This is a genomic window from Devosia algicola (assembly GCF_028816455.1).
GTDB lineage: Bacteria > Pseudomonadota > Alphaproteobacteria > Rhizobiales > Devosiaceae > Devosia > Devosia algicola.
In genome coordinates, this window is the sequence record NZ_CP118246.1 from 2,980,457 (window position 1) to 2,992,531 (window position 12,075).

General features: G+C 57.9%; 7 protein-coding genes and 2 pseudogenes. 7 read left to right on the forward strand and 2 right to left on the reverse strand.

From position 1 onward, the window contains the following. The first annotated feature begins 69 nt into the window (after nt 1-69). From PSQ19_RS15920 to PSQ19_RS15950, 7 genes and pseudogenes are all read left to right on the forward strand, one after another. Nucleotides 70-1,603, forward strand: a pseudogene (locus PSQ19_RS15920) (acyl-CoA carboxylase subunit beta). Continuing rightward, on the forward strand, nt 1,600-2,238 hold the full coding sequence (locus tag PSQ19_RS15925) for a DUF2442 domain-containing protein (RefSeq protein ID WP_282218538.1): 639 nt from the start codon (nt 1,600-1,602) through the stop codon (nt 2,236-2,238). The pseudogene PSQ19_RS15920 and the gene PSQ19_RS15925 overlap by 4 nt, the downstream one beginning before the upstream one ends. Next, a pseudogene (locus PSQ19_RS15930) lies at nt 2,235-4,254 on the forward strand (acetyl-CoA carboxylase biotin carboxylase subunit). Before PSQ19_RS15925 ends, PSQ19_RS15930 begins: the two are co-directional and overlap by 4 nt. Beyond that, a complete protein-coding gene (gene scpA, locus PSQ19_RS15935) occupies nt 4,251-6,374 on the forward strand; it encodes a methylmalonyl-CoA mutase (protein WP_282218539.1) in 2,124 nt (707 codons plus the stop codon). Before PSQ19_RS15930 ends, scpA begins: the two are co-directional and overlap by 4 nt. Next, nucleotides 6,371-6,775: a methylmalonyl-CoA epimerase gene (gene mce / locus PSQ19_RS15940; RefSeq protein ID WP_282218540.1), complete on the forward strand. Its 405-nt coding sequence runs from the start codon at nt 6,371-6,373 to the stop codon at nt 6,773-6,775. Before scpA ends, mce begins: the two co-directional genes overlap by 4 nt. Before the next feature lie 74 nt (nt 6,776-6,849). Then, nucleotides 6,850-7,611 carry a DeoR/GlpR family DNA-binding transcription regulator gene (locus PSQ19_RS15945; RefSeq protein ID WP_282218541.1) on the forward strand — a complete coding sequence of 254 codons (762 nt, stop codon included), beginning with the start codon at nt 6,850-6,852 and terminating at the stop codon, nt 7,609-7,611. Nucleotides 7,612-7,743: 132 nt separating this feature from the next. Next, entirely contained in the window at nt 7,744-10,407 is a 2,664-nt protein-coding gene (locus tag PSQ19_RS15950) for a bifunctional diguanylate cyclase/phosphodiesterase (RefSeq protein WP_282218542.1), read from the forward strand. Here the strand turns inward: PSQ19_RS15950 and PSQ19_RS15955 are convergent. Continuing rightward, nucleotides 10,404-11,231: an ABC transporter ATP-binding protein gene (locus PSQ19_RS15955; RefSeq protein WP_282218543.1), complete on the reverse strand. Its 828-nt coding sequence runs from the start codon at nt 11,229-11,231 to the stop codon at nt 10,404-10,406. The two genes, PSQ19_RS15950 and PSQ19_RS15955, sit on opposite strands and share 4 nt — an antisense overlap. Further along, the gene (locus tag PSQ19_RS15960) at nt 11,228-12,073 is read right to left on the reverse strand and encodes an ABC transporter ATP-binding protein (RefSeq protein WP_282218544.1); all 846 of its coding nucleotides are present in this window, start codon (nt 12,071-12,073) and stop codon (nt 11,228-11,230) included. Before PSQ19_RS15960 ends, PSQ19_RS15955 begins: the two co-directional genes overlap by 4 nt. Nucleotides 12,074-12,075 lie beyond the last annotated feature (2 nt).

The following is a 12,075-nucleotide window of genomic DNA, read 5'->3' on the forward strand; positions in this document are numbered from 1 at the left end:
CCGCCCAATCTGGGATTTGACTGTCCGGTCAAAAAACGGCAGCAATTCTTAATCAGGACCGGGGGAGCCATGCCGGATATCATCAAGGCGCTGGAAAGTCGGCGTGAGCAGGCCCGGCAGGGCGGTGGTAAGCGTCGCATTGATGCCCAGCACGCCAAGGGCAAGGCTCAGCGCCCGTGAACGGCTCGACATCCTGCTCGACCCCGGCAGCTTTGAAGAATACGATATGTTCGTCACCCATCGCGCCACCGATTTCGGCATGGCCGACACCATCATTCCGGGCGACGGTGTGGTAACCGGCTGGGGCACCATCAATGGCCGTATCACCTATGTGTTTTCTCAGGACTTTACTGTCTTTGGCGGTTCGCTGAGCGAAACCCATGCCAAAAAAATCTGCAAGATCATGGATCTGGCGCTGCAAAACGGCGCGCCGGTGATCGGGCTCAATGATAGTGGCGGGGCGCGTATTCAGGAAGGTGTCGCAAGCCTTGGCGGCTATGCCGATGTGTTCTGGCGCAATGTGCAGGCCTCGGGGGCCATTCCCCAGATTTCTGTGATCATGGGGCCCTGCGCCGGTGGTGCGGTCTACTCGCCCGCCATGACCGATTTCATCTATATGGTCAAAGACACCAGCTACATGTTTGTAACTGGCCCCGACGTGGTCAAAACCGTCACCAACGAAATCGTCACCGCCGAAGAATTGGGCGGAGCATCGACCCACACCAAGATTTCTGCCGTTGCCGATGCCGCGTTCGACAATGATATCGAAACGCTTCTCGAAGTGCGGCGGCTGTTTGATTTCCTGCCCCTGTCTGCCGGTCATAAACCGCCCGTTCTGCCCTCAAGCGATAGTCCCGACCGCGCGGAAATCAGCCTTGATACCATCATTCCGGCCAGCCCCAACCAACCCTATGACATGCACGAAGTCATCGTCAAAATCGCTGACGAGGCCAATTTTCTTGAACTGCAAAAAGACCATGCCGGCAATATTTTGACAGGCTTTATCCGGCTCGATGGCCAGCCGATAGGCGTTGTTGCCAATCAGCCGCTGGTATTGGCCGGGTGCCTGGATATTAACGCTGCCAAAAAAGCCGCTCGCTTCATTCGGTTTTGCGACAGTTTTGAAATCCCGATATTGACCCTTGTCGATGTCCCCGGCTTTTTGCCCGGCACCGCTCAGGAATATGGCGGCATCATCAAACACGGCGCGAAACTGCTGTTCGCCTATGCCGAAGCCACTGTCCCATTGGTCACCGTCATTACCCGCAAAGCCTATGGCGGTGCTTACGATGTGATGGCCTCCAAACATATCAAGGCAGACGTCAACTACGCCTGGCCCACCGCCGAAATCGCCGTGATGGGCGCCAGGGGTGCCGCCGAAATTCTCTATCGCTCCGAACTGACCGACAAGGAAAAGATCGCTAAACGGACCGCCGACTATGAAGCGCGCTTTGCCAACCCCTTCGTTGCCGCCGAACGCGGCTTTATCGACGACGTCATCATGCCCCACGGCACCCGCCGCCGCGTCATCCGCGCCTTCTCAACGCTCAAGAACAAGCAGTCGGTTGGGCCCAGGAAGAAGCACGGGAACATTCCATTGTGAGTAGGCACACGAAACATACCAGTTGGGTACACATCATCATCAGGGCACTTCATCGTCTCGGCGGCAGTGCGCCATACTCGGCTCTAAAGCCAGAGATTGCAGCCAGCGGCGAGCGTGAATTTCGAGGCAAATGGCGCCAGACGGTAGAAGGGACGATTGAGGCGTTTTCAAGCGACTCAATTAGAGGTCACAAATTAGCTGATTTTGCTGGCGGCCCGCGGGATGTATTCCGCAAGGTGGGGCACGGCCATTGGGCTTTAAGGTCACTGGACAACCCGTTCGTTGCTGAAGCGCTGAATGGGATGAATCCTTCAGAATCTGCCGACAACAAGCGCGTATTTGTACATGAGCATTGGCGAGCTTGGCCTGGCGAGGGCGACGCGAAGGCCCCGACCATTGGCGTTGATACTTCTGCCTTGGTGGTTACGAGTGCCTGGAGCACCGACCTTTACTTGACCGTGAAGTTCGAAAACGGGCTGCAGATTCTTGCGCCGCTCGCGTGGTTCCCTCAGCTGCTGTCCGCGTCGATGTCTGAGCGAGCCAAACTCGAGATTCATCCGGGTGGAGTCGGGTGGCCTGAACTTGAGCTGCAGGTGCTTGTTTCAGATCTATTTGCGGGGAACGGTACCCAATGATCCAAAAACTCCTCATTGCCAATCGCGGCGAGATTGCCTGTCGGATCATCAAGACCGCCAGAAAGCTCGGCATCAAAACCGTCGCGATTTATGCGGATGCTGACCGCGAAGCGCTGCATGTGCAAATGGCTGACGAGGCGGTTCATATCGGTCCGTCTCCAGCGGCACAAAGCTATCTGCAGATCGAAAAAATCATTGCCGCCTGCCAAGAGACCGGCGCCGATGCCGTCCATCCCGGCTATGGTTTCCTGTCCGAAAATTCAAAATTTGCCGAAGCGCTTGCCGCCGCCAACATCACATTCGTCGGCCCGCCGGTAAAAGCCATCGAGGCGATGGGCGACAAGATCACCTCCAAAAAACTCGCCGCCGAGGCGGGTGTTTCCACTGTGCCCGGCCATATGGGCCTGATCGACGATGCCGACGCGGCGGTGAGGATTGCCAGCGAAATCGGTTATCCGGTGATGATCAAGGCCAGTGCGGGCGGCGGCGGCAAGGGCATGCGCGTCGCCTATAATGACGAGGAGGCCCGCGAAGGTTTTGCCCGCTCAAAATCGGAAGCGGCGTCCTCTTTTGGCGATGACCGCATTTTCATTGAAAAATTTGTCACCGAGCCGCGCCACATCGAAATTCAGGTGATCGGTGACACCCACGGCAACATTATCTATCTGGGCGAACGCGAGTGTTCGATCCAGCGGCGCAACCAAAAAGTCATCGAGGAAGCACCCAGCCCGTTTCTGGACGCCAGGACCCGCAGGGCCATGGGCGAACAGGCTGTGGCGCTGTGCAAGGCCGTGGGCTATTTCAGCGCCGGTACGGTTGAATTCATCGTCGATGCCAAGGCCAATTTCTATTTTCTGGAAATGAACACCCGCCTGCAGGTTGAACACCCCGTCACAGAGCCTGATCACCGGTCTTGATCTGGTCGAACTGATGCTCCGCGTCGCTGCGGGCGAAAAACTGCCCTTGACCCAGGCCGAAGTGAAATTGAATGGCTGGGCCATCGAATCCCGGCTTTATGCCGAAGACCCCTACCGCAATTTCCTACCCTCCACCGGTCGGCTGACACGCTATCGCCCGCCTGCGGAACGGGCCAGCGACTCCGTGGTTGTGCGTAACGATACCGGCGTGTTCGAGGGCGGCGAAATATCGACTTTTTATGATCCCATGATCGCAAAGCTTTGCGCCTGGGCACCCAACCGGCACGATGCCATTGAGGCAATAGCCGAGGCGCTGGACGGGTTCGAGCTCGAAGGGGTCGGCAACAATTTGCCCTTCCTCTCCGCCGTCATGGATCAGGAACGTTTTCGCGCCGGACGCCTCACCACCAATTATATCGCCGAAGAATTCCCCGAAGGCTTTGCCGGGGCAAAGCTGCCCCATGGCCGTCTGTTTGAAGTCATCGCCGCCGCCGCCATGATGGCGTTGCAACGTGCCGAACGCCACGGCCAGACCAGTCGTGCCGCGCTCGGCGGCGGCACCGAAATATACGGCGAATGGAGCATAATCGTTGAGGGTGAACACTACCCGGTAAAACTGCACCGGCTCGAACCTGGCGGCACGTGGGAATTGAACCTTCTCGATAACAATGCGCAGGTTGATCGTTTTGACTGGAGGCCCGGCGCGACCATCGCCACCATTCATTGGCACGGCGGTCAGATCAGTACGCTAAAAGTCACGCCAAACACCGCCGGCTGCCGCGTTCGCTATCGCGGCGCCGACTTGACAGTGCAGGTTTTAACCCCGCACATCGCCGCACTCCTGCCGCTGATGCCGGTCAAAGTGCCGCCCGACATGAGCAAATTCCTGCTCTGCCCGATGCCTGGTCAGGTCGTGCGCGTCGATGTCAGTGAGGGCGATGTCGTCGAAGATGGCCAGACATTGGCCATCGTTGAAGCCATGAAAATGGAGAATGTGCTCAAGGCGCCCAAGCGCGCGCGCGTCGCCAAGCTCCATGTCGCGCCCGGTGCGGTCTTGGCAGTCGACGAGGTAATGATTGAATTTGAGGCTGTGCCATGAGCCCAAAATCTCCCGCCGACCAATGGCGCGAACTGGCCGAACGCGAACTCAAGGCCGATCCCAAAATGCTCAACCGTGACTATGGCAATATTGCTATCGAACCCGTTTACCTCGGCACCGATCCAGATGCCGAAATTCCCGGCGTCGAGCCATTCACCCGCGGCGTGCGCGCTACCATGTACGCCAATCGCCCCTGGACGATCCGCCAATATGCCGGTTTTTCCACCGCGCGCGAAAGCAATAGTTTTTACCGTCAAGCCCTGGCGGGCGGGCAAAAGGGCCTGTCGGTCGCCTTCGATCTGGCCACCCATCGTGGCTATGATAGCGACCATCCCCGCGTCATTGGCGATGTCGGCAAGGCCGGTGTTGCCATCGACAGCGTCGAGGACATGAAAATTCTCTTTGATCAGATCCCGCTCGATCAGATGAGCGTGTCGATGACCATGAATGGCGCGGTGATCCCGGTGCTGGCGATGTTTATCGTCGCGGCCGAAGAGCAGGGCGTCAAACCCGACCAACTCTCGGGCACCATCCAGAATGATGTGCTCAAAGAGTTCATGGTCCGCAACACCTATATTTATCCCCCCGAGCCCTCGATGCGCATTGTCGGGGACATCATCGCCTGGACCGCCCAACACGCCCCCAAATTCAATTCGGTGTCGATTTCGGGCTATCACATGCACGAAGCGGGGGCGACCGCAGTGCAGGAACTGGCCTATACGCTGGCTGATGGCATGGAATATGTGCGTGCCGCCATGGCCAAGGGGCTCGATATCGACGCCTTCGCCCCCCGACTCAGCTTCTTTTTCGGCATTGGCATGAACTTTTTTCTCGAAGTCGCCAAATTGCGTGCGGCCCGCCAACTCTGGTCGCGCATTATGACTGATCTGGGCGCCAAGGACCCGCGCTCAAAAATGCTGCGCACCCACTGCCAGACCTCGGGCGTGTCGCTGACCGAACAGGACCCGCACAATAATATCGTGCGTACAACCATCGAGGCGCTGGCCGCGACGCTGGGCGGCACGCAAAGCCTGCACACCAATTCCTTCGATGAAGCCATCGCGCTCCCCACCGAATTTTCCAGCCGCATTGCCCGCAATACCCAATTGATCCTTCAGCACGAAAGCCGCATCACCGACGTGGTGGATCCACTTGGCGGCTCCTATTATGTGGAAGCGCTCACAACCAGCCTGGTTGAACAGGCCAGCCTGCTGATCGACGACGCTGAAGTAGCTGGCGGCATGACCCGGGCCGTCGCCGAAGGTACCCCGAAACTCGAAATCGAAAAAGCCGCCGCCGTGCGTCAGGCGCGCGTTGATCGCGGTGAGGATGTGATTGTCGGCGTCAATCGCTATCGCCTCGATACCGAGGCGCCGTTGGAAGTGCGTGATATTGACAATGCCCGCGTCCGCGCCGAACAGGTTGAACGTCTTGCCGAAGTCCGCCGAACCCGTGACGACAGCGCCGTTACCGCAGCGCTGGACGCCCTGCGCGAATATGCCGCCATGGATGAGGGCAATCTGTTGAGTGCGGCAGTCAATGCCGCCCGCGCTCGCGCCACCCTGGGCGAAGTTTCCGCCGCCATGGAGGATATCTTTGGCCGCTACACTGCTACAACGCGCCTCATTTCCGGGGTTTATGCCCAAAGCTATGCCGACGACCCGCAATATGCCGAATTGAGCCGCCGCATCGCGGCGTTCAAGGCAGATCGTACCCGCTCACCGGCTATTTTCATCGCCAAGATGGGGCAGGACGGTCATGACCGCGGCGCCAAGATCATCGCTTCGGCCTTTGCTGATCTCGGCTTCGATGTACAGATTGGTGCGCTGTTCGAAACCGCTGCCGAAGTCGCTGACCAGGCCGGTGACCTGCGCGTCGATGCCATTGGCGTTTCCTCTCTGGCGGCGGGACACAAGACGCTTGTGCCCGCCTTGATCGATGCATTGCAGGCCCGTGGTCTGGGCCATATTGCGGTCATCGTTGGCGGTGTCATTCCCGAGGCGGATTATGACTTCCTGCACGAGGCCGGCGTTGTCGAAATCTTCGGCCCCGGCACCAATGTGCTCGAAGCCGCCTATGCGGTGCTTGGCCAGATCGAAGGAAAGTTGACCAACAAATGATCGGTCGCCTCAACCATGTCGCCATCGCCGTGCCGGACCTGATGGCCGCATCCGCGCACTACCGTGACGGGCTGGGTGCCACGGTCGGTCCGGTGCAGGTCTTGGCTGAACACGGCGTTCGCGTGGCATTTATCGATGTCGCCAATACGCGAATTGAATTGCTCGAGGCACTCGATCAAACCTCCCCGATTGCTTCATTCATGGCGCGCAACCCCGGCGGTGGCATGCATCATATGTGCTTCGAAGTGCCCGATCTCGACGCAGCTATGCGCCGCCTGGTCGATGCCGGAGCCCGCGTGCTCGGCGATGGCACGCCCAAAATCGGGGCGCACGGCCGTCCGGTAGTTTTCCTCCACCCCAAGGATTTCGACGGCACACTGATCGAACTTGAACAAGTTTGATTGTCCTTAGCAATACGCTGTCTTCCACTGACTTTCGTTTTGACTTAAAATGGTACGAAACGAAAGCAATCCTGATGGACCTGCTCACAAGACACGACGAAATCATTGCCCTTGCGCGCCAACAGGAGCGCGTGCTGGTTGACGATCTGGCCCACCATTTTGGCGTTAGTGTTCAGACAATCCGCAAGGACCTCAATGAACTATGCGAAAAACGCCTGCTCAAACGAGTGCATGGCGGCGCCATCATACCGTCCGGGGTCGAAAATCTCGAATATGAAGCCCGTCGGGATATGGCGGCACATGAAAAGGAAGCCATTGGCCGCGCTGCAGCCGCCCTGATCCCCAATCATTGCGCGCTTTTCATCAATATCGGCACAACAACCGAGGCGGTCAGCAGGGCCTTGCTCGACCATCTCGGATTGATGGTCATCACCAACAATATCAATGTTGCCAATCGTATGCGCATCTATCCCGAATTTGAAGTGGTGATTGCCGGAGGTGTCGTGCGCGGTTCGGATGGCGGCATTGTTGGCGAGGCGACGGTCGATTTCATCGAACAGTTCAAACTCGATTATGCCGTCATCGGCGCTTCAGCACTCGATGAAGACGGCGCCTTGCTCGATTTCGACTTTCGCGAGGTCAAGGTCGCCCAGGCCATCATTGCCAATGCCCGCCATGTCATTCTGGTCGCCGATGCCACCAAGTTCGAACGCGCCGCGCCGGTGCGGATCGCCCGCATCGATCAGATCGACACATTCATTACCGACACCTGCCCCTCCAATCGTTTTCGCGCCCTGTGCGCCAATGCTGGTGTAACGCTGCTTGAAACCGCGTGAACGGTGGGGTCTTTAGCGCGATAAGGTCCATTAACCACAAAGGAACTCTGGCGCTTCGCGTAGCCATTGGTAAACCTTGGTTGACTAGCTTGAATGCAATGATTTGTGGCGCACCGGTCGACTGAGGGTACAGTGGCTAGAAAGTACAGTGAAACCGGATGGGCCCGGGCGCTTGGTCGCCGACGTTTGCAGGCGTTGGTTATTGCTGCAGGCCTTATCGTCATTGCTGCTGGCATTTTCGCCGATCTGCAAAACACCAATGTCGTCCATCAGCGCGCCCGCACCATGGTGCTCAACAATTTGTCGGTTGTGCGCGCCAAACTCGAAGGCAATATCAACGGCGATATTCAATTGGTTCGCGGTCTGGCTGGCGTTATCGCCAGCCACCCGCATTTGAGCACGACCGAATTTTCTCACCTCGCGCAAAATCTGCTCTCACAATCCAGTGCTTTGCGTTCGATCGCCATGGCGCCCGATCTGGTCGTCACCGCGACCTATCCTCGTACTGGCAACGAAAAAGCCATCGGGCTGAACTATCTCACCAGCCCAACCCAGCGCGATGCGGTGTTGCGCGCCCGTAACACCGGGCAGATGGTTTTGGCTGGTCCAGTTGAGCTTGTGCAGGGCGGTACCGCCTTACTGGGTCGATTCCCGGTACATTACGGCGAAAATAATGCCTTCTGGGGCATAATTTCGTCCGTACTCGATGTCCGTCAACTCTATGCCGACAGCGGCCTTCTGGATCCCCAACTGCCCATCGACATCTCCATTGCCGGCAAGGACGCGACTGGTCATCTCGGGGCACGTTTTTTCGGACCCGACCTGAGCGCATCTGATGATCCGATTACCTCAGCGGTTAGTCTGCCGACCGGCTCTTGGGAGATATCGGCCGTCCCAAAGGGTGGCTGGGATGCCGTTCCAAACAACACCATCGTTTTTCGAACCATGATTGCGCTGTTCTGGGGTCTGCTTTTTATCCCGGGCTTTGTGGTTACGCGCTTGATGATCGAGCGTCACGACAATATTCGCGAACTCGGGCGCCGCGAGATCGACCTGTCGCGCGTGTCCAGGCGATTGAGCCTGGCGCTTGGCGCCTCAAGGATCGGCGTGTGGGAACTTGATCTGGTCACCGGCGAACTGCTTTGGGACAAGCGGATGGACGAAATGTATGGCTGGACCGATCAGGTGGCACCCGACACCATCCACCGTTGGCTTGACCGCCTGCACCCAGACGATGCAGGCCGTGCCGTAGAAGAGTTTGATCATGCACATCAAACTGGCGAGTATTTTTCTGACTTTCGCGTCATATTGCCGGACGCCAGCGTGCGTCACATCCGCGGCATTGGTACGGTTTATACCTCCGAAGGCGAGACGCCCCGTATCGTTGGGGTCAATTGGGACGTAACGACCGATGTTGCGCTCAACGACGAACTCAAACGCGCCAACAGTTTGACTGAGGCACGCAACCGTGAACTTGAAATTGCCAAGGTGCGCATTGAGCATACCGCCTTGCACGATAGTCTGACCGGCCTGCCCAACCGGCGTTATCTCGACGAAACCCTGCGCGCTCATGCCGCCAATGGCTTTGACGATACCGGCAGCATAGGCTTGCTTCATATCGATCTGGACCGTTTCAAGCAGATCAACGACACCCTTGGGCATGCAGCGGGCGACGCGATGTTGATCCACGCCGCTACCATCCTGCGCCGTCATGCCCGGCCCGGCGATTTTGTGGCCAGGATCGGCGGTGATGAATTTGTTGTTGTTTCCAGCGTCGCCGATGGTCAGGGACGCCTGGCCGATATGGCACAGGCCATCGTCGGCCAGATGCGTCAGCCAGCTTACTATCAGGGTCACGAATGTCGCTTTGGCGTCAGCATTGGTATTGCCATGGAGTGCGAGGGCGAGATTGATGTCAAACGTCTGCTGGTCGATGCTGATATTGCGCTTTATCGCGCCAAGGCGCGCGGTCGCAATCGCTATGAGTTCTTCACCAAGGCCCTTCAGGCCCAGGTCGTCCATACCAAACGCGTTGCCGATCAGATCCTGAGTGGCATCGAGCAAAACCAGTTCATCACCCATTACCAGCCACAGTTCAGCGCCAAATCATTTGACCTGATTGGCGTGGAAGCGCTGGCGCGCTGGAACCATCCCACCGAGGGCCTGCGCACGCCCGATCGTTTCCTCCAGGTTGCGGAGGAATTGAACGTGGTCGCAACGATTGATCGACTGGTTTTGGAGCAAACCCTTGCCGATCTGGCCAAATGGGAACGCAACGGCGTCGACGTGCCGCGTGCATCAGTCAATGTCTCGCTACGCCGCCTCAATGATGAGGATCTGATTTCCGGCTTGCGGGAATTGGACATCGCGCCGGGCCGCATCTCGTTCGAGCTGGTCGAATCCATTTATCTCGATGAGAAGGATGAACTGGTCGGCTGGAACATCGATCAGATCAAGGAACTTGGTATCGATATCGAGATCGATGATTTTGGCACCGGTTACGCCTCCATCGTCTCGCTGCAAAAACTGCGCCCCAAGAGGCTCAAGATCGACCGGCAACTTGTCAGACCCATCGTCAATGATCCAGCCCAACGGCGCCTGGTCCAGTCCATCGTCGACATCGGGAAATCGCTGGATATCGCTGTGGTCGCCGAAGGCGTTGAAACCATGGACCACGCTCGCGTCCTGGGTGATCTGGGTTGCGACATATTGCAGGGTTATATATTCGCCCGCCCGATGAGCGCCGACGATCTGGCGCTCTTCGTTACCGCCCAGCGATGGCGCACAGCCGTTTAGGCCGCCGATTTTCGCGCCAGCCGCGCCTTGATGCTGCTGATATCGGTGCGCGGCGTCGCTGCAAAAAGGGTGCGGGTATAGTCGTGCTGGGGGTCCTCAAATACCGCGTCGCGACTACCATGTTCGACCACTTCGCCAAAATACATCACCATGACCTCATCGGCGATATAGCGCACCACGGACAAATCGTGACTGATAAATACAAAGGTTAGGCCGAACTCGTCCTGCAAATCCTTGAGCAGGTTGAGGATCTGCGCCTGCACCGAAAGATCGAGCGCCGACACCGGTTCGTCGAGCACCAGAAATGATGGGTTGAGCATCAGGGCCCGGGCAATGGCGATGCGCTGGCGCTGCCCACCCGAAAACATGTGCGGATAGCGATTAAAGTGTTCTTCCTGCAGACCCACCTTGAGCAGCATGGTCATCGCCTTGTCGCGCCGCTCCGCCGGGCTCATCGAGGTGTTGAGCAACAAGGGTTCGGCCAGCACCGAGCCGATTTTCTGGCGCGGATTGAGCGACCCATAGGGGTTTTGAAAAACGATTTGCACCTTGCGGCGCAGCGCTGCGCTCACCCCATGACGCGCCTCCACCGTCGCTCCATCGACAATGATCTCGCCTGATGTCTGCTGGTCGATCAGCGTAATCATCCGGGCCAGCGTCGACTTGCCACAGCCGCTTTCCCCCACCACAGCCAGCGTCTTGCCCTTTTCAAGGGTAAAGCTGACATCCTTGACCGCATGAACCACTTTGGCCGGGCGAAACGGCCCACCGCTCGACACATAGTCGCGCCGAAGGTTTTTGACTTCAAGAACCGGCACACTCATCGAGACATTCCCCCGTCGGTGTCCTCAAAATCAGCCACGGTGGGCAGCCTATCCCCAACCGCGTTTTCAGGCAGGGCCGATAACAATGCCCGCGTATAATTGGATTGCGGATTTTCAAACAGCGACAGGACGTCAGCTTCCTCCATCTTGTTGCCCTTATATTGCACGATCACCCGATCCGCCGTTTCAGCAACCACCCCCATATCGTGGGTGATCATGATCAGCGCCATGCCATAGCGATCCTGCAGGCTCACCAATAGATCCAGAATCTGCTTCTGGATGGTCACGTCGAGTGCCGTGGTCGGCTCGTCCGCGATCAATAGTTTTGGGTCGCACGCAATCGCCATGGCGATCATTACGCGTTGGCATTGTCCGCCCGACATCTGGTGCGGGAATGCCCCCAACCGCTCGGCCCCATCGGTGATCCCGACCATTTGCAACAGTTCGACCGCCCGCTGCCGTGCGGCGTTGCCGCGCAGGCCCATATGTTGGTTCAACACCTCTTCGATCTGAAAACCAATGGTGAAACAGGGGTTGAGGCTGGCAATCGGCTCCTGGAAAATCATGGCGATTTCCTTGCCGATGATGGCGCGCTTTTGGTTCGCCGGCATTGCCAGAAGGTCCTTGCCCTCAAAGTTCATTACATCAGCGGTGACAGTCGCCGTGGCCGGCAACAGTCCCATAACGGCCAGCATCGCCACTGATTTGCCCGATCCGCTCTCGCCAACAATCGCCAGCACTTCGCGCCCGTCGACCGACACATCAATCCCGTCAACCGCCTTGAACAGGCCCGCTGCCGTATCGAACGCCACGGTCAGATTCTTGATTTCCAACATCGCCATGG

Coding starts and splice junctions, on each gene's coding strand:
- scpA (WP_282218539.1), top strand. CDS start 4,251: ATGAGCCCAAAATCTCCCGCCGACCAATGGCGCGAACTGGCCGAACGC.
- mce (WP_282218540.1), top strand. CDS start 6,371: ATGATCGGTCGCCTCAACCATGTCGCCATCGCCGTGCCGGACCTGATG.
- PSQ19_RS15945 (WP_282218541.1), top strand. CDS start 6,850: ATGGACCTGCTCACAAGACACGACGAAATCATTGCCCTTGCGCGCCAA.
- PSQ19_RS15955 (WP_282218543.1), bottom strand. CDS start 11,231: ATGAGTGTGCCGGTTCTTGAAGTCAAAAACCTTCGGCGCGACTATGTG.
- PSQ19_RS15960 (WP_282218544.1), bottom strand. CDS start 12,073: ATGGCGATGTTGGAAATCAAGAATCTGACCGTGGCGTTCGATACGGCA.